The 25,112-nt window shown below is 67.4% G+C and carries 25 protein-coding genes, 1 other RNA gene and 1 pseudogene; 10 read left to right on the top strand and 17 right to left on the bottom strand.

Going from position 1 to position 25,112, the window contains the following annotated elements:
* Positions 1-7: 7 nt before the first annotated feature.
* Complete coding sequence (locus tag AC5Y2S_RS17855) at positions 8-928, bottom strand: HpcH/HpaI aldolase/citrate lyase family protein (RefSeq protein WP_499957430.1); 921 nt, start codon at positions 926-928, stop codon at positions 8-10.
* A gap of 73 nt (positions 929-1,001) precedes the next feature.
* Positions 1,002-1,826 carry a hypothetical protein gene (locus AC5Y2S_RS17850; protein WP_499957336.1) on the bottom strand — a complete coding sequence of 275 codons (825 nt, stop codon included), beginning with the start codon at positions 1,824-1,826 and terminating at the stop codon, positions 1,002-1,004.
* 131 nt (positions 1,827-1,957) lie between these two features.
* Here AC5Y2S_RS17850 and AC5Y2S_RS17845 point away from each other — a divergent pair, with 131 nt between their 5' ends.
* The 3 genes from AC5Y2S_RS17845 (at position 1,958) to AC5Y2S_RS17835 (ending at position 4,386) form a co-directional block, all read left to right on the top strand.
* Positions 1,958-2,524 (top strand): hemerythrin domain-containing protein, encoded by a 567-nt coding sequence (locus AC5Y2S_RS17845; protein WP_499901195.1) that lies wholly within the window; start codon positions 1,958-1,960, stop codon positions 2,522-2,524.
* A gap of 28 nt (positions 2,525-2,552) precedes the next feature.
* On the top strand, positions 2,553-4,016 hold the full coding sequence (locus AC5Y2S_RS17840; RefSeq protein ID WP_499957335.1) for a protein adenylyltransferase SelO: 1,464 nt from the start codon (positions 2,553-2,555) through the stop codon (positions 4,014-4,016).
* A 118-nt stretch (positions 4,017-4,134) separates the two neighbouring features.
* The gene (locus AC5Y2S_RS17835; RefSeq protein WP_499957334.1) at positions 4,135-4,386 is read left to right on the top strand and encodes a hypothetical protein; all 252 of its coding nucleotides are present in this window, start codon (positions 4,135-4,137) and stop codon (positions 4,384-4,386) included.
* Positions 4,387-4,395: 9 nt separating this feature from the next.
* On the opposite strand, the gene AC5Y2S_RS17830 is transcribed toward AC5Y2S_RS17835, so the two are convergent.
* Positions 4,396-5,223 (bottom strand): LLM class F420-dependent oxidoreductase, encoded by an 828-nt coding sequence (locus tag AC5Y2S_RS17830; protein WP_499901198.1) that lies wholly within the window; start codon positions 5,221-5,223, stop codon positions 4,396-4,398.
* A complete protein-coding gene (locus AC5Y2S_RS17825) occupies positions 5,205-5,615 on the bottom strand; it encodes a DUF4267 domain-containing protein (RefSeq protein ID WP_499957333.1) in 411 nt (136 codons plus the stop codon). Before AC5Y2S_RS17825 ends, AC5Y2S_RS17830 begins: the two co-directional genes overlap by 19 nt.
* 383 nt (positions 5,616-5,998) lie before the next feature.
* Between AC5Y2S_RS17825 and AC5Y2S_RS17820 the strand changes: the two genes are divergently transcribed.
* The 5 genes from AC5Y2S_RS17820 to AC5Y2S_RS17800 all read left to right on the top strand — a co-directional run bounded on the left by AC5Y2S_RS17820 (position 5,999) and on the right by AC5Y2S_RS17800 (position 9,539).
* Positions 5,999-6,691: a TetR/AcrR family transcriptional regulator gene (locus AC5Y2S_RS17820; RefSeq protein WP_499957332.1), complete on the top strand. Its 693-nt coding sequence runs from the start codon at positions 5,999-6,001 to the stop codon at positions 6,689-6,691.
* Between the two features lie 125 nt (positions 6,692-6,816).
* Positions 6,817-7,464, top strand: coding sequence for a TetR/AcrR family transcriptional regulator (locus tag AC5Y2S_RS17815; protein ID WP_499957331.1), 648 nt, complete (start codon positions 6,817-6,819; stop codon positions 7,462-7,464).
* A gap of 119 nt (positions 7,465-7,583) precedes the next feature.
* Positions 7,584-8,174 (top strand): DUF732 domain-containing protein, encoded by a 591-nt coding sequence (locus AC5Y2S_RS17810; RefSeq protein ID WP_499957330.1) that lies wholly within the window; start codon positions 7,584-7,586, stop codon positions 8,172-8,174.
* A 193-nt stretch (positions 8,175-8,367) separates the two neighbouring features.
* A complete protein-coding gene (locus AC5Y2S_RS17805; RefSeq protein WP_499901203.1) occupies positions 8,368-8,835 on the top strand; it encodes a DUF732 domain-containing protein in 468 nt (155 codons plus the stop codon).
* 11 nt (positions 8,836-8,846) lie between these two features.
* Entirely contained in the window at positions 8,847-9,539 is a 693-nt protein-coding gene (locus AC5Y2S_RS17800) for an N-acetylmuramoyl-L-alanine amidase (RefSeq protein ID WP_499957329.1), read from the top strand.
* 7 nt (positions 9,540-9,546) lie between these two features.
* On the opposite strand, the gene glnA is transcribed toward AC5Y2S_RS17800, so the two are convergent.
* On the bottom strand, positions 9,547-10,983 hold the full coding sequence (gene glnA, locus AC5Y2S_RS17795) for a type I glutamate--ammonia ligase (protein WP_499957328.1): 1,437 nt from the start codon (positions 10,981-10,983) through the stop codon (positions 9,547-9,549).
* 289 nt (positions 10,984-11,272) lie between these two features.
* On the opposite strand from glnA, the gene AC5Y2S_RS17790 reads away from it, so the two are divergent.
* A complete protein-coding gene (locus AC5Y2S_RS17790; RefSeq protein ID WP_499957429.1) occupies positions 11,273-13,033 on the top strand; it encodes an NAD-binding protein in 1,761 nt (586 codons plus the stop codon).
* Positions 13,034-13,059: 26 nt separating this feature from the next.
* A complete protein-coding gene (locus tag AC5Y2S_RS17785; RefSeq protein WP_499957327.1) occupies positions 13,060-13,782 on the top strand; it encodes a M15 family metallopeptidase in 723 nt (240 codons plus the stop codon).
* Positions 13,783-13,790: 8 nt separating this feature from the next.
* Here the strand turns inward: AC5Y2S_RS17785 and AC5Y2S_RS17780 are convergent, their stop codons facing one another.
* The 12 genes and pseudogenes from AC5Y2S_RS17780 to ftsE all read right to left on the bottom strand — a co-directional run bounded on the left by AC5Y2S_RS17780 (position 13,791) and on the right by ftsE (position 25,073).
* Complete coding sequence (locus AC5Y2S_RS17780; RefSeq protein WP_499957326.1) at positions 13,791-15,374, bottom strand: serine hydrolase domain-containing protein; 1,584 nt, start codon at positions 15,372-15,374, stop codon at positions 13,791-13,793.
* Between the two features lie 28 nt (positions 15,375-15,402).
* The gene (locus AC5Y2S_RS17775; protein WP_499957428.1) at positions 15,403-16,302 is read right to left on the bottom strand and encodes an N-acetylmuramic acid 6-phosphate etherase; all 900 of its coding nucleotides are present in this window, start codon (positions 16,300-16,302) and stop codon (positions 15,403-15,405) included.
* 87 nt (positions 16,303-16,389) lie between these two features.
* Positions 16,390-17,007, bottom strand: a pseudogene (locus tag AC5Y2S_RS17770) (BadF/BadG/BcrA/BcrD ATPase family protein); the annotation flags it as partial.
* 115 nt (positions 17,008-17,122) lie between these two features.
* Positions 17,123-18,286 carry a triacylglycerol lipase LipY gene (gene lipY, locus AC5Y2S_RS17765; protein ID WP_499957427.1) on the bottom strand — a complete coding sequence of 388 codons (1,164 nt, stop codon included), beginning with the start codon at positions 18,284-18,286 and terminating at the stop codon, positions 17,123-17,125.
* 135 nt (positions 18,287-18,421) lie between these two features.
* Positions 18,422-19,447, bottom strand: a complete 1,026-nt coding sequence (locus tag AC5Y2S_RS17760) for an aldose epimerase family protein (protein WP_499957325.1) — start codon at positions 19,445-19,447, stop codon at positions 18,422-18,424.
* Between the two features lie 198 nt (positions 19,448-19,645).
* Positions 19,646-20,013: a transfer-messenger RNA gene (gene ssrA, locus AC5Y2S_RS17755) on the bottom strand.
* Positions 20,014-20,155: 142 nt separating this feature from the next.
* Positions 20,156-21,124: a ferritin-like domain-containing protein gene (locus AC5Y2S_RS17750; protein ID WP_499957324.1), complete on the bottom strand. Its 969-nt coding sequence runs from the start codon at positions 21,122-21,124 to the stop codon at positions 20,156-20,158.
* A 133-nt stretch (positions 21,125-21,257) separates the two neighbouring features.
* On the bottom strand, positions 21,258-22,103 hold the full coding sequence (locus AC5Y2S_RS17745; protein WP_499957323.1) for a maleylpyruvate isomerase family mycothiol-dependent enzyme: 846 nt from the start codon (positions 22,101-22,103) through the stop codon (positions 21,258-21,260).
* Between the two features lie 33 nt (positions 22,104-22,136).
* Positions 22,137-22,982 carry an EamA family transporter gene (locus AC5Y2S_RS17740; RefSeq protein ID WP_499957426.1) on the bottom strand — a complete coding sequence of 282 codons (846 nt, stop codon included), beginning with the start codon at positions 22,980-22,982 and terminating at the stop codon, positions 22,137-22,139.
* On the bottom strand, positions 22,979-23,488 hold the full coding sequence (gene smpB / locus AC5Y2S_RS17735) for an SsrA-binding protein SmpB (protein WP_499957322.1): 510 nt from the start codon (positions 23,486-23,488) through the stop codon (positions 22,979-22,981). Before smpB ends, AC5Y2S_RS17740 begins: the two co-directional genes overlap by 4 nt.
* Positions 23,489-23,490: 2 nt before the next feature.
* A complete protein-coding gene (gene ftsX, locus AC5Y2S_RS17730) occupies positions 23,491-24,384 on the bottom strand; it encodes a permease-like cell division protein FtsX (protein ID WP_499880121.1) in 894 nt (297 codons plus the stop codon).
* Positions 24,384-25,073 carry a cell division ATP-binding protein FtsE gene (ftsE, locus tag AC5Y2S_RS17725; protein ID WP_499901835.1) on the bottom strand — a complete coding sequence of 230 codons (690 nt, stop codon included), beginning with the start codon at positions 25,071-25,073 and terminating at the stop codon, positions 24,384-24,386. The genes ftsX and ftsE overlap by 1 nt, the downstream gene beginning before the upstream one ends.
* Between the last annotated feature and the right edge of the window lie 39 nt (positions 25,074-25,112).

Below are 25,112 nucleotides of genomic sequence, written 5' to 3'. Positions count from 1 at the left end.
CCCTGGCCTAGTAGTGATAGGTATCCGACGGCGCGGGCGAGTGAACCCGTTCCTCGTCGTCGAACTCCGACACCTCGATGCCGTACGCGCGGGCCAGCTCGAGGATCTTCGTGGCCCTCGCGATCCGCGGCAGGTCCGACCCGTTGCGGATCTCTCCCCCGTCACGTTCGAACTCGGCGAAAAACTCCTTGGCCCAGGAGATTTCGTCCTGCGAGGGGGACAGCCCCTCGTTCACCACCGCGCACTGATCCGGTGTCAGGCAGATCTTGCCGGTCATCCCGAATTCGACGGAAACGGCCGTGGCCTCGATGAGTTTCAACGCGTTGGAGCCGATCGTCGGCCCATCGATCGCGCTGGGTAGGTTGGCGGCCTTCGCGGCGATGGTGAAGCGCGAGCGGGCGTACGCCAGGGTGCTCGGGTCCTCCCCGAAGCCGGTGTCGCGGCGGAAATCGCCGATCCCGAACGCGAGCCGGAAGGTGCCTTTGGCCGCGGCGATCTCGGTGATGCGCTCCAGGCCCCGGGCCGTCTCGACCAGCGCCACAATGGGCACATTCGGCAAGCGTTGGGCGGTCTCTGTGACGTGGTCCACCGATTCGACCATCGCCAACATCACCCCGCCGACGGGCGTACCGGCCAGCGCCGCGAGATCGTCGGCCCACCATGGGGTGCCGAAACCGTTGATGCGGACCCAGTCGGTGTTGTCGGCGCCGAGCCAGCGCACCACGTTGTCGCGGGCGGCCTGCTTGTCCTTGGGTGCCACCGCGTCCTCGATGTCGAGGACGACGATGTCGGCGCGGGAATGCGCCGCGGACTGGAACCGGTCGGCGTGCGCGCCATTGACCAGCAGCCAACTGCGGGCAAGCACGGGATCGATGCGCCAGCCGATGTCGGCGGGATCCGGCGCCTGGTCGTCGACCTGTTCATACATCTGATCTGTCGCCATGTTCATTCCGTTGGGTGAAATTCGTGTTTCTTACCGTAGTCGCCGGGCGAACCGACGATCACACGGGCTTGTGCGAGCGCCGCCAGAGCAAGCCACCCACCGCCAGGACGGCGAACACCAGGAACGCGGCCAGCAACGACTGCAGCGCAAAGACCGCGAAGTCGTTGACGTCGTAGGAGTCACCGTCGGAGACACACTGGAAGCTGACGCTGGTCCCCGACTGGCCCGGCTTGTAGCTGTAGTGCGAGGTGTTGTACGCCATCTCGTATCCGCTGCGACACACGATGGGGCTCATCCACAGCGCGCTGGAAGGGATGAGGGCGGTGGCCGCCGCCGCGATGCCGACGCAGAGGCCGATCCCCCCGCCCACCAGCGCGACGATCGGCCCGATCCACCCGGCCCCGAATAGCTTGCGTCGCGGCGCGGCGAAGCCCTGACCGCCATAGGCTCCCCGCGGGCGCGGTGCCAGGAAAGCCGGATCTGAGGGGTCGCAACGCTGGAAAACGACCTGTCCCCCGACTTTGATGCCGTCGCCCGCGCGCAGGCCCGCGCGGTCCAGGGCGTCCCTGTACTGCTGCTGCGACAGGCCCGCATCGACGATTGCGCGTTTAAGGACCTCCCGCAGTGGCGTAGCACCCGGTCCCCCGAAGGGTTGCCCGCGATCGGCCTGCAGGGCCTGCGCCAGCCGGCGCGCGTGCTCGTCGATGGCGGCCATCTGCGCGGCGGAGACCTCGGCCGGCTCCGCATGGGGGCTTGGGGGCTGGACTGCACCCGCGGCCGCCCTGGCGTCGGCCAGCTGACGCTCCAGATCCGCGATGCGCTTCTGCTGGGCGAGCTGAAGCTCCAGCTCGGCGATGCGCTGTTGCGGGTCCTGCTGATCCATCAGCAAAACGATCGTACTTTGCAGACGGCCGCGTCTGCGCGTTTACGCGTCCCGCGGTCGGGTATGTCTGGCAAAGCGGTGCACAGCCCATAGCCCGCACCCCCAGTCCCCTATCAATGGAGGTATCGGCGATGGCCGAGATGATTGTCCAATCCCCCGAGGAGGTTGTCGCGTTCCTCAAAGCGCAGCACAACCTCATCGAGGACATGTTCGACGAAGTGCTGCACGCGTCGGATCCCAAGGCGCGTGAGAAGCCGTTCGTGGAGCTGCGTCAATTGCTGGCCGTGCACGAGACGGCCGAGGAGATGGTGGTGCATCCGCGGATGCGCCGCGAGGGCAACGACGGCGACGCGATCGTCGACGCCCGGCTGAAAGAAGAGCACGACGCCAAGGAGCTGCTGTCGCGGATCGAAAAGCTCGATACCACCTCACAGGAGTTCGTCGACGAGCTGACCAAGCTGCGCGACGCGGTGCTCGACCACGCCCGGCACGAGGAGGACGAGGAGTTCCCCGTGCTGCAGCGCGAAGTCGACCACAACGACCTCAAGCGGATGGGCTCGGCGGTGCGCGCGGCCGAGGCCATCGCGCCCACGCGCCCGCATCCGGGCGTGGAATCGGCGAAGCTGAATTTTGCCGTCGGGCCGTTCGCCTCGATGCTCGACCGCGCCCGGGACCTGATCGGCAAGGCCGTCGGATAGCGCACGGCTTTTCCGTAGTCTCGGTGAAGTGAGCGTTGCGCCGGGCACCACCGTTGCTTTGCAGGACCGGTTCTTTCGCCAGCTGCCGGAAATGGCCGTCCGCTGGCGGGCCGAAGCGACCCCCGACTTGCGGCTGCTCGCGATCAACGAGCCACTGGCCGCGGAGCTCGGCATCGACGACGGCTGGCTGCGCAGTCCCGACGGGCTGCGGTTTCTGGCGGGCAACCTCGTCCCCAGCGGCGCCACCCCGGTGGCCCAGGCCTACTCGGGCCACCAGTTCGGCGGGTACGTCCCGCGGCTGGGCGACGGGCGCGCCCTGCTGCTGGGCGAGCTCGTCGACGACGGCGGGCGCCTGCGCGACATCCACCTGAAGGGTTCCGGCGCGACGCCGTTCGCGCGCGGCGGCGACGGCCTGGCCGCGGTGGGCCCAATGCTGCGCGAGTACATCGTCAGCGAGGCGATGCACGCGCTGGGTGTCCCCACGACGCGATCGCTGGCCGTGGTCGCGACCGGACGGCCGGTGCAGCGCGAGACGGTGCTCCCCGGCGCGGTGCTCGCCCGCGTCGCCAGCAGTCACCTGCGGGTGGGCAGCTTCCAATACGCGTCGGCCACCGGCGACATCGATCTGCTGCGGCGCCTCGCCGACCATGCGATCGCGCGCCACCACCCCGGCGCGGCGGAGGCCGAGCGGCCCTGCCTGGCCCTGTTCGAAGCGGTGGTCGCCGTCCAGGCGTCGCTGGTCGCCCGGTGGATGCTGATCGGTTTCGTGCACGGGGTGATGAACACCGACAACATGACGATCTCGGGCGAAACCATCGACTACGGTCCGTGCGCCTTCATGGAGGCCTACGACCCGGACACCGTCTTCAGCTCGATCGATTTCTGGGGGCGCTACGCGTACGGCAACCAGCCGGTCGTCGCCGGATGGAACCTCGCCCGGTTCGCGGAGTCACTTATTCCGTTGCTCGCCAACGACGTTGAGGAGGCGGTGGCGCTCGCCGAGGAGGCGTTCGGAATCTTTCGACCCAGCTACGACGCGGTGTGGTCGGCCGGGATGCGCGCCAAGCTGGGCTTGTCCGACGACGTCGAGGCCGAGGTCCTCGGGCCACTGGTCGACGAGTTGCTCGCGTTGCTGAACGAGAGCAACGTCGACTACACGTCGTTCTTTCGCCACCTCGGGCGGGCGGCGCGAGGTGAATCCGCAAGCGCGCGCGGGCTTTTCATCAATCTCGCCGGTTTCGACGACTGGCTGTCACGCTGGCGAACCCTGCGCCCCGACGCCCAATCGATGGACCGCACCAACCCCGTCTACATTCCGCGCAATCACCTCGTCGAGGAGGCTCTGACCGCGGCGACGGCCGGCGATCTCGATCCGCTGACGCGCCTGCTCGCCGCCGTCACCGCCCCGTATGACGAACGGCCGGGCCTTGAGCGGTACGCCAGCCCCGCACCAGAGGATTTCGGGGCGTACCAAACGTTTTGCGGCACTTGAACTTATTGCACGACAGCGCGGTTCTCGTAGGCCGCCCCGCGCCGCGAGCGATAAGCCGCGATCGCCGATCGCTGGTCGGCCTCCTCGGGCGACGGGCGGGACGTCCCAGAAGACGAAGATGAACCTTGTTGCCATGGCGTTCGCCCGGGCCGCCAGGGTCGAGCCGAACCCGGATGATTGGCCGCAGTTGCGGCGCGCCCTGCTGTTCGGTCCGCTGGCACCGAGTTGTTTCCGGCTCGACGGCCCGGACGCGCTGCCCGACGCGCCGGCCCGGTTCGCGTGCGACGCCGCCACCTTCGGCGCGATCACGTCCAACGAGCTGACCGAGCGGGAGCGCAAGCATTTGTCACTGCTGCAAACGGCCGGTTAGGTCAACCGTTTACGCCAGCTGCGCGAACTCGGCGCGCAGCTCGTCCAACAGGCGAAGCGTCTCGTCGCGAGGCTCGGTGGGCAGCTCCACCAAAACCTGCTCGACCCCCAATTGGAGGTAGCCCGCGAGTTCCTTCGCCGAGTGCGTGCCCATGTGAGTGTTGATCACCGGCACGTCATGGTCGGCGATGGCGCGCAGCTCCTCAAGCTGGCCGGAGAGCGCCTGCGCCGACGGAGCCATCGCGAGCCAGCCGGCGTTGAGCCGGGCGATGCGCTTGAAGCCCGCCGGCCCGCCACCGAGATACAGCGGCGGATATGGCTTTGTCATCGGCTTGGGCCAACTGTAGATCGGATCGAAGTCCACGAATTCGCCGTGGAACTCGGCTTTCTCCTGCGTCCAGATCTCGATCATCGCGCGCAGCCGTTCCTCGACCACGCGGCCGCGCACCGCCGGATCGACGCCGTGGTTGGCGATCTCTTCGCGCAGCCAGCCGACGCCCACGCCGAAGCGGAATCGCCCACCCGACACCAGATCAAGCGAGACCACCTCCTTGGCCGTCAGGATCGGGTCTCGCTGCGGGACCAACGCGATCCCGGTGCCCACGACGAGTTTCTGGGTCGCCACCGCCGCCGCCGTCAACGCCACGAAGGGATCCAGCGTGCGGTAGTACTTCGGGGGAATCGGACCGCCCATCGGATACGGCGTCTTGGCGTCGACCGGGATGTGCGAGTGCTCGGCCAGGAACAGGGAGGCGAACCCGCGCTCCTCGAGCGCCCGGCCCAACTCGACCGGGCCGATCCCTTCGTCGGTGATGAAAGTCAGGACGCCGATTCGCATGTGCGCTCCCCCTTAACCCCACCCGGGGCCCGTCGAGTCGCGCCCCAAAGCCCAACGCCGATACCGGCGATGGCGCCCCCGAGCCCGATGAGCCGCTGAGACGGCTTCAACTTGTCGTGCACGCTCATCCCGCCGAGCAGGTCGGCCGCGTCGGCACCGCCGGAGGCCAGGAACCAGCCGCGGGTACCCTTGCCGCGCAGCGCCGCCGTGGCGAGCAGCCCGCCGATCAACGCATCGCGATAGCCCATGGAACGCAGCAACAGTCGCGCCGTCGGCGTCGGCTCCTCGGGATCTCCCCACAACCGGTTCGCCCCGAGCGGGTCGACAAGGAACGAGATGCCCGACGCCAGTCGGATGCTGCCCGCGAGGAGCGCAGCCCGGTCAATAGCCATGCCCGCAGCCTAGAGCCAATCGCTCCGGTCCACGAGTATGAGGGTTCGCCCGGCGGTGAACCATAGTTCACTGAAATCGCCGTTTTCAGTTAATAATTTGTTCCAACGGGGGTCACAACAAAGTTGTGGCTCGCTGGCCGACATCAGCAAACCTGTTCCTGTGAAACGCAATTGAGTTACCGCCGTTAACAACGTGCGCGCAGACCCGCCAAAATCCCCGAGACCAGCTACAAGTCCACAAGTTCAATATCGAGCGAAACAATTGTGCATTCGTCTAATAATGGTCTCGGCCAACATTTCTCGGACACACACGCAAACTCTCCCGACACGGGGTTCCCGAAAGTGGCAGTGCACGGGCGATCAGCAGATTATTTTTACTACCTATGACGGGACAGGGGGATCCGCGGGCGCGTCCGCAGCAATATGCCGGTCACACGGTCATGCCACGGCGCAGGAAGCTTCAGCCCGACCCCGACGTGCGCCGCGCGATCGTCGACGCCGCCTCGAAATCGGTTCGCGAGCAGGGGGTTCGGGGGCTCAGCGTCGCCACGGTGCTGGAACGCGCGCAGCTGAGCACACGGGCGTTCTACCGGCACTTCGAATCGAAGGACCAGTTGGTTGCGGCGGTCTTTCTTGAGATGACACGCAGCGAGGTGTCGCGGCTGCGGGCCAAGATGTCGGACGCCACCGACCCGATCAAGGCGGTGGCCGCATGGATCGACGGGCGGCTCGACCTCGCGTTCGACGAGGACATCCGGGCGGAGCTGCGGCAGGTGTCGCTGGAGGCCCAATCGAAAGCGTTCTCCACGCCCGAGACGGTCACGCCCGCGTATAGCGCCATCCTCGAGCCGCTCGTCGAGCAGCTCCAGCGGGGCCTGGAACTTGGCGTGTTCAAGGACATCGTCCCGACCGTCGCGGCCAAATCGATTCACGGCGTCGTATGGGCCGGCACGCAGCGGCAGTGGGCGACAAAACATTGGGACCGCGACGACGTCCGCGACCGCGCGGTGCGGTTCTGCCTGCGCGGGCTAGGCGTGGCGCCCCAGACGATCGAACAAGTCACCGCCGCGAGTTAGGCGACGCGGAGTGAAACCAACAATTTTGACTCGGTTGACATTGACAGGTTTCCGGGACCGGATCGGCGGGGTACCTAGGCATCTATGAAACGTCTGTATAACCGGGCCGCCCTCGTCTGACCCTCATGACCAGCTCGTTAACGCAACGACGGAACAAGCTCGCCCCCGATCCCGACGTGCGGTGCGCCATCGTGGACGCCGCCTCCCAGTCGATGCACGATCACGGCGTCCGGGGGCTCAGCGTTGCTGCCGTGCTGGAGCGCGCTCAGCTGAGCACCCGCGCCTTCTACCGCCACTTCGACTCGAAGGATCAATTGGTCGCGGCGGTCTTTCTAGAGCTGGCACGCCTGGAGACGCAACGGTTGAGAGGCAGGATGGCGCTTACCGCCAATCCGGTCGAAGCGGTGGTCGCCTGGGTCGACGGGCGACTCGAGCTCGCATTCGGCGAGAACGGCGACTCCGGTGCTCGCCGCCTGTCGCTGGAGGCTCATTCGAGGGCGTTCTCCTCCCCGGAGATGGTCGCGCCCGCAGACGGTGCGATACTCGAGCCGCTCATCGAGCAGCTCGAGCGCGGCCTCGAACTCGGCGTGTTCGAGGACATCGTTCCGTCGACCGCCGCGAAATCGATTCACGGCGTGGTGTGGGCGGGCACCCAGCGGCAGTGGGCCACGCATCGTTGGGACCGCGCCGTCGTTCGCGAACGCGCGCTGCGGTTCTGCCTGCGCGGGCTGGGCGTGGCGCCCCGCACGATCGAACGGGTCACCGCGGCCTAGTCACTTGGCCGGGTACCCCTCGGCGATTTGGATCGAAGCGGGCCACAACGCGGCCGTCAGGCCGAGGGCGGCCACGTCGGAGGCCGTCGGGAGCACGTTCTCCAGCTACGATGGCCGTCATGGCCGAGCCGTCTCCGGCTGCCGACGAAACGTTCGGGCTCAACCGCGCCGAGACGGTTGCCGTACCCAATCACGGGGCTTCGGATGAAGCCGACCGCACGTCCGCGCGCGACTACGACGACGTCACGGCCGAAGCGCCGGCCGAGCGCGAATCATGGAGCGCCACTTGGCGTAAGGCCGGCGCGCTACTGATGGGCGGTCTGGGGTTGGCCGGGGTGATCGTCCTGGGCTTCTGGCTCTTCAGCCCGCCCCCCAAGAGTCCGCAACCGGCCGCGCCCAACTCCAGCTCGACCACATCCGCGGCGCCGTCGGCCTCGGCGACGGGACCATCGTCAATCGTGTCCACGCCGGATCAGGACAACAAGTACGTGCAGAACCTGAACGACCACGGCATCTCGTTCGCCAATCCCGAGGCCGCCATCCACAACGGCAAGGTGGTGTGCGACGACATCCGCCAAGGGATGACGGTGCCGCAGATCGTCGGGGCGTTTCGGACGAGCAATCCGGGCCTCGACGCCGACACCTACGTGAGCATCTCCGTCCGCGCGTACTGCCCGCAGAACGCCAACCTGCTTGGCCCGGCGTCCTAGCGCGCACTGTACGGACCGCCGCCGCCGTGACAGACTGCGACATCGGCCATTGACGTGTCGTTGAACTCCGGAGCGCAAACGGTGCGATATTGATTGGACTTGGGGTTGCCTGGGGAGCCCGGGCGAGGGGTCGGCGTAGTCCACGAAGCGCGCGCGCCCTTGGCGACCATCCGGGAGTCGGAGGAGGCCGGGCATGACGGGAGGCCAAACCAGGCAGACGCCGGTTGGGGTCCTCATCGGAGGGGCGGCGCTCGCGGTGGCCGCCCTGGCGGGTCTCATCTCCGTGGGCGTGTACCTGTCGCGAGACAAAACGGCGATGTCGCCGGGGCCCGCAACGGTGACGGTCAGTGCCTCGAGCGCGGCCAACGCCCCGGCCGATGGGGCGGACGCTCAATTCCTGTCCACGCTCGACAGTTACGGCATCGGCGATAGCGGCAAGGAGGCCATCCGTCAGCGGTTCATGGAGCTCGGACACCACACCTGCTTCCTGATGTTGCCGCCACGGCCGGAGCCGCTCGAGTCCACGGTGAACAACATCCTGGCCGCACAGAATCAGGACAGAGCCGCGGGCAATCCGTGGCCGAAGCGGTTCAGTAACGACGACGCCCTGCATTTGGCGCAGGCCGCCGTCGCTGCGTACTGCCCGGGTGCGGCGAAGTAGGAGCATCGGCCATGGACCGCCGTCAGCTGCTCCGGCTGGCCGGCGGCGTCGGCCTGGCGTCCGCGGTCGGCGCGGGTGCGACACGGGTGGACGTCGCCTCGGCGGCCCCGACCGCTAGGTCGGCGCAATTGCTCTGCCGAGACGCATGGGGCGCGCGGCCTGCCCGCGCTGGCGGGAAGCCCCACACCATCACGCGGATGACGCTGCACCACGAGGCGGTCGTCCTCGGCGACAACCGTAATGCCCCGAGCCACTTGCGCCAGGACCAGCGGTACCACCAAGACGACAAGGGATGGATCGACATCGCGTATCACGTCGGCGTAGATCGCAACGGCAACGTCTACGAGCTGCGAAGCACTGAATTCGCGGGCGACACCGCGACCGACTACAACACGACGGGCCATTTCCTGGTCCTCTGCGAAGGCGACTTCGATCAAGAGGCCGTGTCGGAGGCCCAGCTTCAGGCAGCCGCTCTCGCGTTCGCCTGGGCCGCCCAGAACTTCCACGTCGCCAGCAGCACATTGGCGGGCCATCGCGACCTGGTCGCGACTTCGTGCCCGGGCGCGAACCTCTACGCCCATCTCTCGTCGGGTGACCTCAAGCGGCGCATTGACGACCTGCTGGCCGCAGGCCCGGTGGACCTCCAGCGGTTTTGCGGACCCGACGCGGCCGCGAAAGTCGCGGCCATCGAGGCGGGGAATTGACCACGCTTCACACGTCGTAATACAGCGCGAACTCGTACGGGGTCACGCGGAGGTTGAACGGCGCGATCTCGTAGTCGCGCTTGTAGTTGATCCACGTCTCGATCAGGTCGGGCGTGAAAACGCCTCCCTCGGTTAGATATTCGCTGTCCTCCTCGAGACGGTCGATCACCGTGGACAGCTGGGTGGGGGCCTGCACGATCTCCGCGGCCTCCTCGGGCGGCAGCTCGTAGAGGTCCTTGTCGATCGGGGGTGGCGGCTCGATCTTGTTCTTGATGCCGTCCAGGCCGGCCATCAGCATGGCCGAGAACGCCAGGTACGGGTTGCCCGACGAGTCGGGGCAACGGAACTCCAGCCGCTTGGCCTTCGGGTTGTTGCCGGTGATCGGGATGCGCACGCAGGCCGAGCGGTTGCGCTGGCTGTAGACCAGGTTGATGGGGGCCTCATAGCCGGGAACGAGGCGCTTGTAGGAGTTGACGGTGGGATTGGTGAACGCGAGCAAGGAAGGAGCGTGGTACAGCAGGCCGCCGATGTAGTGCCGCGCGGTATCCGACAGGCCGGCGTAGCCCTCCTCGTCGTACATCAGCGGGACCCCGTCCTTCCACAGCGACTGGTGGCAGTGCATGCCGGAGCCGTTGTCACCGAACAGCGGCTTGGGCATGAACGTCACGGTCTTGCCGGCCTGCCACGCGGTTTGCTTGACGATGTACTTGTACATCTGCAGGTCGTCGGCCGCGTGCAGCAGCGTGTTGAACTTGTAGTTGATCTCCGTCTGGCCGCCGCTGCCCACCTCGTGGTGGCCCTTCTCCAAAGAGAAGCCGGCGTTGGTCAGGTTCGTCAGAATCCTGTCGCGCAGGTCGACGTAGTGGTCGGTGGGGGCGACAGGGAAATAGCCCCCCTTGGGGCGGACCTTGTAGCCGCGGTTGGGGCTGCCGTCGGACTCGGTCTCTTCGCCGGTGTTCCACCACCCGGATGTCGCGTCCACCTTGTAGAACGAGCTGTTGATGTTGGAGTCGAACTTGACCGAGTCGAAGATGTAGAACTCGGCCTCCGGACCGAAGTAGGCGGTGTCCGCGATGCCGGAGCTGATCAAGTAGTTCTCGGCCTTGCGGGCGACGTTGCGCGGGTCGCGAGAGTACAACTCGAGCGTGAAGGGGTCGTGCACGAAGAAGTTGACGTTCAGCGTCTTGGCTTCGCGGAACGGGTCGACGGTCGCGGTTTCCGGATCAGGCAGCAGCAGCATGTCGGACTCATGGATCGATTGGAACCCGCGAATCGACGAACCGTCGAAGGCCAGGCCCTCCTCGAACACGTTCTCGTCGAACACATAGATCGGAATCGTGAAGTGCTGCATGGTGCCCGGCAGGTCGCAGAAGCGGACGTCGACGTACTCGATGTTCTCGTCCCTGACGAGTTTGAAGATGTCGTCGGGCGAGTGTTCTGACACGGCGTCCTCCTTCGCTTTGACGGGGCGCCCGGCGGACCTCGCCAGCGTTTTGTACACCTCGACTATTTCGTCAACGTGACGAGCGCGAGTCGAACCTGTTGCACCGCAGGACTTTCTGTATCCGCGCTCCTGCGGTGGCATGACCCGCACCGGTGGCCGATAGTCATAGGAACGAAAAGCGAAAGGCCGAACCATGAAGACGATGTCATCGGTTCCCGGGCTCAGGCCACAGATCGACCATATAGACGGGCGCATGGAGCAACCCGGTTCCCGCCCGGCGCGCGAGATCATGCATCGCGAGATCATCGTCGCCGGTGACGACGCGCTGTCGAGAACGATCGCCGAGGAGCTGCGGGGCGCCGGCGCGCGGATAATCAAGATCAACACCGCCGCCGATCTGCTCGGCGCCGGGGTACATCGCGCTCGGGCCGTCGTCTGCGCCGGGCCCAATGACGCGATAAATCTCGAAATCGCTTTGCTGGCAAGGCAATACAGCCCAAACGTCCGCGTGGTGGCCCGGCTGGCCAACGATGTGCTGCGCGAAGCGGTGTCGACGGTCAACGGCCCCGGCGCGATCCTGGACGTCGCCGAACTTGCGACGCCATCCCTCGTTGAGGCGGTGCTGTCGCGCAACGCGCACCAGTTCGAAACGGCCGGTATCGAATTCGTCGTCTGGGGAGCCGAGGCGCCGCACGACGGGACGCTGCGTGAGATCTACGGCGACCTGGCGCCGGTGGCGGTGGTCCACGGCAAGAAGTCACCCGCCCCCGGCGAGGTGGTGCCGTGTCCGGGACGGGATCAGCGCGTCTACGCCGGCGACTGGACCTCGATGATCGGCGTCAAAGACGAATTGGAAGCCCGTGGGATCAAGGTGCCCTCCGCGACCGCGACGCGCTCTCGCCACTCCCGGGTGCGGCGCATAATCGATGCCACACGCGCCATGCGCGACGACATCAACCCCATGCTTTATCCCTCGTTGGCATTCGCGCTATTCCTCACGCTCGGTTCGACAGCCGTGGTGCACTTCACCTACCGGAACCCGCGGATGTCGTGGATCGACGCCCTGTACTTCACCTCCGAGACGATTACCACCGTGGGCTATGGCGAATTCAACTTCACCCAACAACCCGTTTGGCTGCGACTGTTCGCTGTCGGGTTGATGTTCAGCGGCGCGATCGTCACGGCCATCCTCGTCGCGTTCCTAGCGGACCTGCTGCTGTCGCGCCGCTTCGTCCAGTTGGCCGGACTCCGGCGGGCCCGGCAAATGCGCGACCACGTTGTCGTCATCGGTCTGGGCTCCGTCGGCATCCGTGTCGTGAGCGACCTGGCCGCGGCCGGATATGACGTCCTGGTCATCGAGAACGACGAGAACAACCGCTTCCTGCCGACCGCGGCGGAACTCGACGTCCCCGTGATCTTCGGGGATCCAGCGATGCGCCAGACGCTGGAGTCGGCGCGCGTGGACCGCGCCCGAGGGGTGGCGGTGGTGACCGGCGACGACATGGAGAACATCGAGACCGGGATCGTCCTGCTGGAGATCCTGGGATCCAATACCAAGACGCCCATCGTCATGCGCGTTCAAGGCCGCGCGCTGGGCACCGCGGTGAATCAGCGTTTCGGTTTCGAAAATGTGCGGTCGATCGTCGATCTCGCCGCCCCCTGGTTCATCGGCGCCGCGATGGGACTGCAGGTGCTGGGGACGTTCTGGGTGGGACAGCGCTCGTTCATGGTGGGCGGGATGCTCGTTGCGGAGGGCAGCGAGTTGGACGGACTGACGATGATGCACATGTCCACCCAAACCCGCGTGATCGCCATCATCCGGCCGGAAGGGCCGATCAGGCTGCGGCCCCGCCGCGATGCCCGTTTGCAAGCCGGCGACACCGTTTACCTCATCGGCCCGTACCGCGAGCTGATCGCGACGCTGCGCAAGGGGCAGCCCCCGCCGCTGACCGCGATCAACGGTGGCAGCGCGGCCTCACTGGCCGCGGCGCGTTCGCCGCATGCCCGACAAGCACGCCGGCCCAGATGGGCGCAAGACACCGAGGTTTGAGTAAGTGGCGCGGTAGCGTTGGGACGATGCCCTTCCAGCGGCCGAGTGCAGTGCTGGCAGAAGTGCTCGCAGCCGGCGTCGTGCTGGTGCAATGCACTGCCGCGCCACAGCACACGGCCGCGCCGTCGCCGTCCGCCGCACCGTCATGGTCGGCCGCCGTGTCGTCGGCGGCGAGTCCACCGCCGGCACCCGCCGGTGCGATCGTGGAGCCGGTCAGCGCCGCCGAACTCGGCGCGACCTGGCGGCCGGGCTGTCCCGTCGAGCCGGAACAGCTGCGACGGGTCGACGTCAACTTCGTCGGCTTCGACGGCCAGACCCACCGCGGCCAGTTGATCGTGCACGAGGACCTGGTGCCCGACGTCATCGCGATCTTCGAGCAGCTTTACCGTCTGGGCTATCCCGTCGAAAAGATGCAAACGGTCGACCACTACGCGGACGCGGACGACGAGTTGTCGATGGAGGACAACAACACGTCGGCGTTCAATTGCCGACTCATCCCCGGCACCGACGAGTGGTCGCCGCATGCCTACGGGCGCGCGATCGATATCAATACGCGTCTCAACCCCTGCCTCTACGCCAGTGGATATTTCGAACCACGCAACGCCGCGGCTTACCTGGACCGCACCCGCACCGACCCGGGGCTCCTGCATATCGGCGACCCCGCGGTGCACGCCTTCACCGATCGCGGCTGGCGTTGGGGCGGCGAGTGGACGGCGCCCCTCGACTATCAACACTTCGAGCGGGTTTAGAGACCCCGCTAAAGACCTAGGGCTCGTGCCGCCGCCGTCGCCACTTCACCGCGCAAATCGGAGATCGGCTCGCTGCCCCGCGTATGGATCGAGTTCGTCAGCAGGACCACATAGGTGTCCGAGCGCGGGTCTATCCAAACCGAGGTCCCGGTGAAGCCGGTGTGGCCGAAGCTGCCGATCGGAAAACTCGCGCCGCGCGCCATCGACAACGGGGTGTCGATGTCCCAGCCAAAGCCGCGCAGGTTTTGCCCCGGTATCGCCGGATAGTGCGGGGCGAGCAGCGAACGCGTCGCATTCGGTCTCGTCGCGACCGCCTCCCGGATAGCGTCGTTGGCCGCCTGCAGTTGCCGAGGCGTGTGGCCCGGCTGCTGGGGAGCCGTCATCGCCTCCAAAGTCGTTTGGGTCAGCGGAAATTCGCTCGGGCGGCCCGCAAGCCGATCGAGCAACGCCTGTGCGAAGACGCCGATGTCGTGCGCCGTCGAGAACACACCGGCGTGCCCGGCCACCCCACCCATGCGCCGCGCCGTCGTGTCCTGCACCGTGCCCCGCAGCAGGTAGTCAAGGTCGGGATTCCTGGGCGGATCGGCCCTGCCCTCTTCATCGCGCGCCGTCGGCGCGATGCGCGGCAAGAGATCCGTGCTCCACGCGCCCGCGGGACACGCCTCCCCCGTTGACGTGGGAGCCCAGCCGATCGCGGCTCCCCGCACGGTGTGTGCACCGCAGGCCTTTGCGACCGGGAGATAGCGGGTGTCTTGCAGTCCGAGCGGCGCAAATACGTGTTCGGCGACGTATTCGTCTTCGGGCTCGCCGGTGAGTCTCTCGATCAGCGCGCCAAGCAGAATGAAGTTGATATCGGAGTAGCGGAAACCCTCGCCGGGCTCGGACTCCAGCGGCGTCGTGAGCGCACGATGAACGCCTTCCGCTTTGTCCGCCCCGTCCAGTCCCCATGGATCTTTGAGTTCGACGTCGCCCGTCTCGCCGGACGTGTGGGTCAGCAACATGCGAACGGTCACCTTCGTGCGCCGCGGATCGTTCGCCTCGTTGAAGTCAGGCAAGTACTGCTGCACGGGATCGTCGAACTGAACCTTGCCCTGTTCGTACAGCTGCATGACGGCCGGCGCGGTGGCGAGGATCTTCGTCAGGGACGCCATGTCGAAGATCGTGTCCTCGGTCATCGGCTCGGCCGGCGCGGGCGATCCGTCCAGCCCGGGTTCGCCCGCGAGCTTGCGCGAGCCATAGGCCTGGTGGAAGGCGATCCGGCCGGCGTGGCCGATCACGACGACGGCACCCGGCAGCCTGTTCGCGGCAATCGCATCGTTGATCAGCTTGGAGACCGTGGCGAAGTCAGCGGCGGGGGCCGCTTCGGGGGGCTTGGCGATTGTTGGTGGGATGGGCGCAGGCGCAGGCGCAGGCGCGGGAGCGGGAGCGGCGGCGGCAGCCGGCGACGGCGTCGGCTGCGAACTGTCGCTCACCGCCGTGTTCGACGCCTGGCCGCGTGAGCAACCCGCCACGAGCGCAAGCACGGCAACTCCAACGGCGATGGCCTTCCGCTTACCGAAGGCGTAGCCGTTGAACGAGCTGTCAACGTTCACGTGATTCCCCTGTGTCGGCCGGTGCCCATTATCGTGCCCTCCCGATAACTGCGTCACGCACGCGTCCCCGCGCCCGGTCGAGCCGCGCCGCGGCCTCGGCCGCGTCGACGCGGGCCAGCAGCGCCACAATCGCGGTCTTGGCGTGACCGCCCGCGGCGGCGAGCGCGGCGGCCGCGGACTCTTCGTCCACGCCGGCCGCGTCGCGGACGATCCGCACGGCGCGGCGGCGCAGCTTGGCGTTGGTGGCGCGGACGTCGACCATCCGCGGCCCGTAGGCCTTGCCGAGCCCGATCATCACGCTCGTCGAGAGCGCGTTGAGGACCACCTTCTGCGCCGTCCCCGCGGTCAGCCGTGTTGAGCCGGCGAGCATCTCCGGCCCGGTCGGCAGCTCGATCACGATGTCGGCGGATGCCTCGCTGCCCGGGTTGTTGACGATCGCGACCGTCAGCGCGCCCGCCGCGCGCGCATGCGCGAGCGCCCCGAGCACGTACGGCGTTCGGCCGGACGCCGTGACCCCGACGAGCGCGTCGGCAAAAGTCAGATCGGCGAGATCCGCGGCGTCGAACGCGTCCTCCGCGCCGTCGATCGCCTCGGTCAATGCCGCACTGCCCCCGGCGATTACGGCCCGCACCAGGTCGGTGCCGAACGTCGGTCCGCACTCGGCCGCGTCGAGCACTCCCAGCCGCCCGGGCGTGCCCGCGCCGGCATAGATCAACCGGCCTCCCCGCTCGAGCCGCGCGACGATGGCCTCGGCCGCCGCCGCGATCCGCGGAACCGCCGCCGCGACCGCGCCGTGCGCCTCACCCTCGGCGGCGACGAGCAGCGCCACGACTTCGCCGATGGGCCTCAAGTCGAGGTCGTCGAGGCCGGGCCGGGAGGCCTCGGTGGCGAGCGCGTCGAGACCATGGCGGGGAGCCGCCGACCGCACCCGGATCACGTGCGGCTCGTGAATCGCGCCGAGCCGCAGCGCGCCGTCGAGCGCGTCGCCGGCGGCCGGGATCAGGTCGAGCCGTTTGCGTAGCGCCGCCGCCCCCGCCAGGCCGCCGACCATCGCGACCGGGCCATCCCCGGCCGCTCGGGCCGTCGCGGCGAGCGCCTCGGCGGCGGCGCCGACGATCGCCGACGCGACCGGATCATCTTCCGCGGCGAGGACGGCGGGCGCGAACGACGCCAGCGCCGCGGCGTCGCAGAGCTGCGCCGGCCAGGTCTTCGGCGCACCGAATCGGGCGCGGGCCGCGTCGAGCAGTGCGGTGGACGGGCCGCGGCCGTCGTGGGCGCGCAGCGCGGCGCGCAGGCCCGCGGCGCCGATCCACGCGCCGCCACCCTCGTCGCCCAGCCACGGGCCCCAGCCGTCGGCGGTACGCAGCGCGCCGTCGGCGTCGATGGCGAGCGCCACGACCCCGGTGCCAGCGACCAACACGACACCCGGCTCCCCGTCGAGCGCGCCCGCGTGCGCCATCACGCCGTCGCTGGTCACCGTGACCCGCTCGGCCCGCAGCGAGGCCAACAACGCCTCGCCCAGCGCGCGCGCCGCGTCCGGCGCCGCCAGCGCCCCGGCCGCGCCCACGATCACCTCGTCGACCGGCCCGAAATCGCGCGCGACGGCCAGGATCGCCGCCTGCGCGGCCCGCATTCCGCCGGGCTCCGCGAGGCCCGGCGCGCCGGGCCCCTCGGCCCTGCGGCCGCCCACGGACGCCCGGCACGACGTCTTGCCCAAATCGATGGCGAGAATCATCGGATCACCCGCGTCAGTGCACGAGGCCAAGTTCCTGGTCGATCTGCGCCCAGAATCGGGGGCCGGTCGGGGTGAGCAGGATCCAGTCGTGCACCTGGCCCTGAGCCAGCACGAAGCCCATCGGTGCGTGGTCGGCCAGCGCCTCCTGCTGGAGGGCGAGCGTCTCGCTATAGAGCGAATCGAGCGAGCCCGAGTACACATACGTCGGCGGGAGCCCGGTGAGCGACCCATACAGGGGACTCACCTCATAGTTGGCCACCGGAAGGTTGTTCGCCCACACCCTGCCGATCTGCCCCCCGTCGTGCGCCAGGTCCAGCCAGGGGGACAGCAGCACAATCGACGCGGGGACGGCTTGGCCGTGGGCCACCAGGTATTCGGCGGACGCCAGGGCGAGGTTGCCGCCCGCGGAGTCACCGATCACGCTGACGTGCGAGGCCCCATGCAACCCGATCTCCGAGGAGATCAGGCCGGCAATGTTGGGCACCACCGTGCCGGCGGTGCCGCCCTGCTGCAGCAGCGGGTAGATCGGCACCTCGATGGTCGCGCCGGTCTGGTAGGCCATCACCGTGTAATCGATCCAATGGAAGATCGACGGCGGCAAGATGAACGCGCCGCCGTGAATGGCCACCACGTAGTCCCCGTTGGGATGGGCCGGCGTGATCTGCACGACGGGCATCCCGTTATACGTGGTCTGCTGCACCGTTTCGCCTAGCAGCGCCGGCAACCACCGCGGCGGGGTGTTGCTCCCGATGACACCGGTTAGCGGATTGTCGCCGGTAAGCAGCGCTAGGAGCGGTGAGTGTGGGTCCGCGAACAGAGCGTCGAATCCCTGGCTGAATCCGTTCCCCAGCGCCGTGGGGATCTGCTGGATTTCCTGCTGCACACCGAGCAACGCCTGCTCAAAGAGCGCCAGAGGCGATGCGTTGGCCGCCTCGGCGGCGGCATACGCGCCGGACGCGCCGGACAAGGCCTGCACGAACCATTTCTGGTAAGCCGCCGCCTGCGCGCTGAGAGCCTGGTAGCCCTGGCCGTGGGCGGAGAACACGGCGGCGATCGCCTCGGAGACCTCGTCCTGGGCCGCGGCCAAGACCCGCGTGGTGGCGGCCGCCACGCCTTGGTCCGCCGTCGCCACCGTCGAGCCGATCGAGGCGACGTTCGTGGCCGCGGCGGACATCATCTCTGGCACCGCAAGAACAAAGGACACCGCGCCGCTCCCATTACCCTCTGCGATCGCCGAACAGCCAGAGCTTATGCCCGCCGCGCGGAGTCAGGTAGCTGTTTGAAAGGACTAACCGGGCGCCGGCACCCACGCTCATTCCGTGCCGAAGGCAAAAACCGTTGTCGAATCGTAGGTCTGGCCGGGATTGAGCGTCGTGGTCGGGAAGTTCGGGTGGTTCGGCGAATCCGGGTAGTGCTGGGTCTCCATCGTGAATCCCGCCCCCTGCCGGTAAGCATGCCCGCTGGTGCCCGTGAACGCGCCGGCGAGGTAGTTGGCCGTGTAGAACTGCACCCCGGGCTCGGTCGTCGAGACGGTCAGGGTGCGCCCGGTCCGCGGATCTTCCGCCTTGGCCGCCTGGACCAGCCCGGTGTTGTTGGCGCGGTTGACCACCCAGTTGTGGTCGTAGCCATGGGCCAGCAACAGCTGCGGGTCATTGGCGGTGATGTGCGCGCCGATCGCGGTGGGTGATGTGAAGTCGAACGGTGTGCCCTGCACCGGGGCGATCTGCCCGGTCGGGATCTGCGTGGGGTCGGTCGGCGTGTAGTGGTCGGCATCGATGGTGACCTTCTCCTCGTAGACGTCGAGCGTTTCCTCACCCGCCAGGTTGAAGTAGCTGTGATTGGTCAGATTGATCACGGTCGGCGCATCGACGGTCGCGTGGTAGTCGACGCGCAGTTCGTTTTTCCGGTTCACGGTGTAGGTGACGGTGGTGGTCAGGGTCCCGGGATAGCCCATTTCGCCTGCGGGGCTGACGTATTGGAGCTTCACGCCCACGCCGTCGCCGCCGTTGTGCTGGCTGGCCTGCCACACCTTCGTATCGAAGCCCGCAGTGCCGCCATGCAGGCTGTTGCCGTTGTTGTTGATCGGCAGGTGATACTCGTTGCCGTTCAACGAGAAAGCCCCCTTGGCGATCCGGTTGCCGTAGCGGCCAATGATCGCGCCGAAGTAGGTCTTGGCGGGTCCGGTGTTGTCCAGGTAGCCGGCCAGCGTCGGAAAGCCCAGCACCACATTGCCGACGTGTCCGGCGCGATCGGGGACCTCGATCGACTGAATGATGCCGCCGTAGGTCAGGATTCGCACGCGCATGCCGTGCCCGCTGGTGAGCGTGTAGCGACTCACCGGGGTCCCACCCACCTGACCGAACGGCTCGCTGGTGATCGACGGCGCCTCTGCGGGTTTAGTCCTCGGGTGACTACATGCCGACAAGCCCGCTACAGAGGCGACGGCGATCAGTCGAAGCAATCGTTTGCCGCGCAGGGCACCCCTCGCACTCATTCGATCCGATCAACCGAAAGGGCCGCTGGGCGGCGGCCCGTTTGGTGGAGCTGCCGGGAATCGAACCCGGGTCCTACGGCATTCCCTCAAGGCTTCTCCGTGCGCAGTTCGCTATGCCTCTACTCGGATCTCCTGGTCACGCGAACCAGCCAGGATGACGATCCCAGTCGCTGTGTATGTCCCGATGAGTCCCGCGACCGGACTCACCGGTGGATCCCTCTAGCTGACGCCAGGCTCCGGGTCGAGGGCGTTCCCGGTCTGACGGACTAGCTGTCGCTTAGGCAGCGAGAGCGTAGTCGCGCTGATGTGAATCGGCGCTTATATGGTTGCAACGACGCTTACGGTGGTCTCTTGCCTGCACCGGCACGCTTCCCTTGATTCGATGCGCGAAGTCGAAGCCGTTCAGCCCCTCGCATCCCCGCCGACTTTCGGCAGGAGTATCAATGGTACGCGGTTAGCAACAACGGGCAACGCAATTAATTCCCGACAAGCCGAGTACCCCCTGGTCTGACGACTGCAGGGGGTACCCGGTTGCCTAGGCGGCGCTGTTGGCTATCGGTTACTTATGCCCACGACATCCTGCGCGATGGATGCGACGTGGGTCTGCGCGGCTGAAACGATGCGCTGCCGGTTCTTGTGCGCCTCCTCGTAGGCGATGATCGTGCGAACGTCGTCGGGAGCCGTCAGCTTCCTGATCGCGGCCACCGCGTCGTTGACGTTCAGGTCGTCGTACTTGCGGATCGGCAGCTCCCTGGCGTCCAGAACACCGGCGGCGCTGCGACCCGAGTGCAGCGCGTCGGCGGCCCCGTCGGCAACCTCGGAGCGGGTGACGCGCTCGGCGGCCCGCAGAGCGGCACTTTGCGACGCGGACAGCGCCTTGGCCGCGATCTCGCCCGCGTTGCCACCCCGCTTGACCAGGTCATTGAACGCCGGCCCCGCCGAGCGCAGCGCCTCAACGGTCCGATCGACCCCCCTCGCCGACCACGCGGCCGGCAGGTTGACCAGCTTCACCGCGGTGCCGGCGGCTGCCTGCAGCGGGGTGCGGCGCAGTGCGGCCGGCCCGCCGAGCGCGTCTTCGGCCAGCACGGTGGTCAGCCAGTCCACGGTGGCCGAGTGCGCGGTGATCAGGCGCTCCGCCAGGTTCTCGACGTCCTGGCGCTTGGCGGCGACGGCCAACGCCTTGGCATAGCGGGCGCGGTCCAGCAGCTGGTCCTCGAGCGCAAGGTCGCCCAACAGGGCCTCGTCGAACGGTTGCGCCTGCTCGGTCAGCGCCTTGACCGCCGCGGCGGCGCGGCCGAGGAACGGGCCGAGGACGTCGGGGTAGCCCCCCAGCTTGCGGATCGCGGCCTCGAGGGACTCGGCGCGCTTGCGGCCGTTCGCGGCGTTCTGCGAGAGCTCGCGGCGCACGGCCTCGGTGCGTGCCTGCACGACGCGGGTTTCCGCGACTTGGATTTCGGTGTTGGTCAGGTCGAGCAGCGTGCGCAGCTGCGCGAGCAATCGGGTGGTGTCGGGTGCAGTCATAGCTATCGGCCCTCCTGGCGTTGACGATTCGGTGTCGGCGCGAGGCGCGCCTGTACCTTTTCGGCTACCCAATGAGGCGGCATGGATACACCTACGCCGCGAAGTGTGATTCGCAGCGCGGCCAAAAGCGCTGTTAGATCACGAAATTGAGGTTTTCGACGATCTTGGCGCCCACCTCGTTCTCGCCGCCGAGCTCGACGTCCTGCGCGCGGGCCGGGCACATCGGCCGCCCGCCGGACAGCCTGGTGAACTGCAGGCCGTCCAGCCGGATCGTCGCCGTCGGTTCCCGGCCGCCGAAGTCGTCGACGAGCTGCGCGCGTCCGTCGACGTTGACGCGGATGTCGCGGGCCACCGGGCCGGTCAGCTCGAACAGGATGCGCGAGCCGTCGGGCGCCTTGCCGCGCTTGCCCACCACGTAACCCATGGTGGACGCGATCTCGTCGAGGGACAGTTCCGCCGCTGTCGAGTCGAGCTCGGCGTCGGACGACGGCCGCGCCAGCGCCTCCCGGATGTCCTGCTCGTGCATCCAGCAGTCGAACGCGCGCACCCGCATGAACCGGCCGTAGCTTTCCGGGCCCACCGGCGTCACGGTCACGGCGTTCCATTCCTCGTCCGACATGCTGGTCAGCGCCTTGCGCCGGTCGGCGGTGATGTCCCTGAACCGTGTCAGCACTTCGGCGCCCGACTCCCCGCGCAGGTGGCGCACCCAGCACTCGTTCATCACGCCGATGTCGTTGCGCACGTGGTCGAGCGCCGAGACGTCGATGTCGGGCGGCGGGGCGGCGATGCCGGCGAGGAACGACTCGGTGCCGATGATGTGCGACACCACGGCCTTGACGTCCCACCCGGGCAGCGGCGTCGGCGCCAGCCAATCGTCCTCGGGAAGCCCGTCGAGCAGCGCGTCGATGGAGTCCCACACGGCGAAGAGCCCGGACAGGACGTCGGATTTATCCAGCAGTGTGACGGGGCGGTCGGCCATGGTCGGATAGTAGGCCGACCGCGCGCCGATCCGTTAGCTTGCGGCGATCATCGCCACGGAACCCATGGCCATCACCATGCCGACGCCCTGGCATCGGCTCACCCGCTCCCGCAGCACCACCATCGCCAGCACGACCGTCGCCGCCGGATACAGCGAGATCAGGATGCTGGCCAGCGAGAGCAGCCAGGTGTGCAGCGCCAGCAGCATGGTCACGTTCGCGCAGATGTCCAATACGGCCACGCCCAGGGCCAGCTTGAACGGCTTGCCGCGCGGCATCTTGAGGTTCTTGCTCATCGCGGACATGGCGAACACCACCGCGGAGGCCGACAGCCGGGCGAACACCAGCGGCCAGAGTTTGGTCTCGTGCGGCGCCTGATGAAGGAACACCAGGTTCAGCCCCATCGCCGAGCCCGCCACGACCGTGAGCCAGGCGACCTTCGGCGTGAACCGATACGGCGTCACCCCCTCGACGGTGGCCTCGCGGCTGACCAGCATCACCGCGACCAGGGCCAGCACGACGCCCAGCGAGGCCGCCTGGCCGGGCCGCTCCCCCAGCGCCACGCCCACGGCCACCGGCACCGCGGCATTGAGCACGGCGGCCAAGGGCGAGACCACCGATATCGGCCCGGCACCCAGCGCGGCGAAGAACGCCCACATGCCGAACGCCATCCCGATGCCGTACAGGCCGCCCCAAATGATCGCGCCGGGCTGAATGGGCCCGCCCACCACGACGGCCAGCAGACCCAGCAATACCGCCTCGATCGGGTAGGCCACGAGCATCACCCGCAGCGCCGCTACCCGTCGAGCGGCCACACCGCCCACGAAATCGCTGACGCCGTACGTAACGGCAGACAGCTGGGCGTAAGCCGCCCCGATCAGCTCATGCCCTTGGCTCGCCGGCCCAGTTCGCGATGAACCTCGCGCTGGGCATCGCGGCGGGCCACGTCCTGACGCTTGTCGTAGGCTCGCTTGCCGCGCGCAAGCGCGAGCTCGACCTTGACCTTTCCTTCGGTGAAATACAGAGACAACGGCACGAGGGCGAGGTTACCATCCCGTATCTTGCCGACCAGTCTGTCGATTTGTTGCCTATGTAACAACAACTTTCGGTTGCGACGCGGATCATGGTTGGTCCAGCTACCGTGCTCGTACTCCGGAATGTGCAAGTTACGCAACCAGACTTCACCGTCGTCAACGGTTGCGAACGCGTCGGCCAGCGACGCATGGCCCTCGCGCAAGCTCTTCACTTCGGTGCCCTGCAGAGCCACGCCTGCCTCGAAAAGCTCGAGGATCGAATAGTTGTGCCGCGCTTTGCGATTGGTCGCCACGATCTGTTTGCTGCCGCGCTTGCCGCCCGTCGCCTTGGCCCGGCTGGAGTCGTTGGCCACAGCTACCGCCGTACGTACAGGCGCAACGTCACGTAGGCGGTCAACGCGGCCATCGACACGCCGAGCAGAAACAGCCACGGGGAAATGTAGATGATGTCGGCATAGTCGACCCGGGCGATCAGGTTGGCTTGGTAGAACTGGTTCAGCGCGTTGTCCAAAAACGTTGCCCGGACCAGGATTAACCCCGCGACCGCGATGGCGACACCGACCGCCGCGGCGACCATCGCCTCGACCAGGAACGGCAATTGGGTGTACCAGCGGCTGGCGCCGACCAGGCGCATGATCCCGATCTCCGTGCGGCGCGTATACGCCGCGACCTGGACCATGTTGGCGATCAACAGGATCGCGCCGACGGCCTGCACCAGGGCGACGGCGAACGCGGCCTTGCTCAGGCCGTCCAGGACCGCGAACAGCCGATCGATCAGGTCCTTCTGGTTGAGCACCGATAGCACCCCGGGCTGCCCCTGCATAGCGGAGTCAAAGTCCTTGTGCTGTTCGGGATTATCCAGCTTGACGATGAACGAGGCTGGGAAGGAATCCTTTCCGGCAACGTCCTTGTACTGCGGGAACTTCCGGATGGCGTCGTCGTAGGCGTCCTGGCGGTTGAGGAACCGCACGGATTTGACGTCTTGTCGGGCTTCGATCTTCTCGCGCAGCGCCTTGCATGGGTTGGTGCCACAGGACGGGTCGTTGGCCGATACGTCCTCGGTGAGGAAGACCTGCGTCTCGACCCGGTCGAGGTAGATGGCCCGCGAGTGGTCGGCCAACAGGACGACCAGCAGACCCCCGCCGAACAGGCCGATCGAAATGGCGGTGGTCAGGATCATCGCGGTAGTCATGGTGACGTTACGACGAAGGCCGGTCAGGACCTCGTTGAGCAGGAAGCCGAAGCGCACTAGCGATCCATCCCGTAGATGCCGCGCTGCTCGTCGCGAACGAGCCGGCCCAGCGACAGCTCGACGACCCGCTGCCGCATGGAGTCGACGATGTGGTGGTCGTGCGTGGCCATCAGGACCGTGGTGCCCGTGCGGTTGATCCGCTCCAACAAATCCATGATGTCCTTACTGGTGTCCGGGTCGAGGTTGCCGGTCGGCTCGTCGGCCAGCAGCACCAGCGGGCGGTTGACGAACGCGCGGGCGATGGCGACCCGTTGCTGCTCGCCACCCGACAACTCGCCGGGCAGCCGGCTGGCCTTGCCGGACAGGCCGACCGTTTCGAGCACCTCGGGCACGGTCCGGTTGATCGCCTCCCGGCGCTTGCCGATGACCTCCAGCGCGAACGCGACGTTTTCGTACACGGTCTTTTGCTGCAGCAGCCGAAAATCCTGAAACACGCAGCCGATGACCTGACGCAGCTTCGGGACGTGACGTCCCGGGAGCTTGTTGACGTGAAACTTCGAGACCCGAATGTCGCCGGTGTTCGGGCTCTCCTCGGCCAGCAGCAGCCGCATGAACGTCGACTTGCCGGAACCCGAAGGGCCGATCAGGAAGACGAATTCACCCTTGTCGATCTTGACGTTGATGTCGTCCAGCGCCGGCCGGGCCGACGCTTTGTACTTCTTGCTGACGTTGTCAAGGGTGATCATCACGGCACGCCAGTGTAGCCGTGAATTTCGCTGGCGAGC

This window comes from Mycobacterium sp. NGS69 (genome assembly GCF_059812165.1).
This window is presented reverse-complemented; position numbering and strand designations above follow the sequence as displayed.

What these genes read in the sequence shown, in the direction of transcription:
- AC5Y2S_RS17855 (WP_499957430.1), bottom strand. Translation starts at nt 928, where the DNA reads ATGTATGAACAGGTCGACGACCAGGCGCCGGATCCCGCCGACATCGGC.
- AC5Y2S_RS17850 (WP_499957336.1), bottom strand. Translation starts at nt 1,826, where the DNA reads ATGGATCAGCAGGACCCGCAACAGCGCATCGCCGAGCTGGAGCTTCAG.
- AC5Y2S_RS17845 (WP_499901195.1), top strand. Translation starts at nt 1,958, where the DNA reads ATGGCCGAGATGATTGTCCAATCCCCCGAGGAGGTTGTCGCGTTCCTC.
- AC5Y2S_RS17835 (WP_499957334.1), top strand. Translation starts at nt 4,135, where the DNA reads ATGAACCTTGTTGCCATGGCGTTCGCCCGGGCCGCCAGGGTCGAGCCG.
- AC5Y2S_RS17830 (WP_499901198.1), bottom strand. Translation starts at nt 5,223, where the DNA reads ATGCGAATCGGCGTCCTGACTTTCATCACCGACGAAGGGATCGGCCCG.
- AC5Y2S_RS17825 (WP_499957333.1), bottom strand. Translation starts at nt 5,615, where the DNA reads ATGGCTATTGACCGGGCTGCGCTCCTCGCGGGCAGCATCCGACTGGCG.
- AC5Y2S_RS17820 (WP_499957332.1), top strand. Translation starts at nt 5,999, where the DNA reads ATGACGGGACAGGGGGATCCGCGGGCGCGTCCGCAGCAATATGCCGGT.
- AC5Y2S_RS17815 (WP_499957331.1), top strand. Translation starts at nt 6,817, where the DNA reads ATGACCAGCTCGTTAACGCAACGACGGAACAAGCTCGCCCCCGATCCC.
- AC5Y2S_RS17810 (WP_499957330.1), top strand. Translation starts at nt 7,584, where the DNA reads ATGGCCGAGCCGTCTCCGGCTGCCGACGAAACGTTCGGGCTCAACCGC.
- AC5Y2S_RS17805 (WP_499901203.1), top strand. Translation starts at nt 8,368, where the DNA reads ATGACGGGAGGCCAAACCAGGCAGACGCCGGTTGGGGTCCTCATCGGA.
- AC5Y2S_RS17800 (WP_499957329.1), top strand. Translation starts at nt 8,847, where the DNA reads ATGGACCGCCGTCAGCTGCTCCGGCTGGCCGGCGGCGTCGGCCTGGCG.
- AC5Y2S_RS17790 (WP_499957429.1), top strand. Translation starts at nt 11,273, where the DNA reads ATGCATCGCGAGATCATCGTCGCCGGTGACGACGCGCTGTCGAGAACG.
- AC5Y2S_RS17785 (WP_499957327.1), top strand. Translation starts at nt 13,060, where the DNA reads ATGCCCTTCCAGCGGCCGAGTGCAGTGCTGGCAGAAGTGCTCGCAGCC.
- lipY (WP_499957427.1), bottom strand. Translation starts at nt 18,286, where the DNA reads ATGATGTCCGCCGCGGCCACGAACGTCGCCTCGATCGGCTCGACGGTG.
- AC5Y2S_RS17750 (WP_499957324.1), bottom strand. Translation starts at nt 21,124, where the DNA reads ATGACTGCACCCGACACCACCCGATTGCTCGCGCAGCTGCGCACGCTG.
- AC5Y2S_RS17745 (WP_499957323.1), bottom strand. Translation starts at nt 22,103, where the DNA reads ATGGCCGACCGCCCCGTCACACTGCTGGATAAATCCGACGTCCTGTCC.
- ftsE (WP_499901835.1), bottom strand. Translation starts at nt 25,073, where the DNA reads ATGATCACCCTTGACAACGTCAGCAAGAAGTACAAAGCGTCGGCCCGG.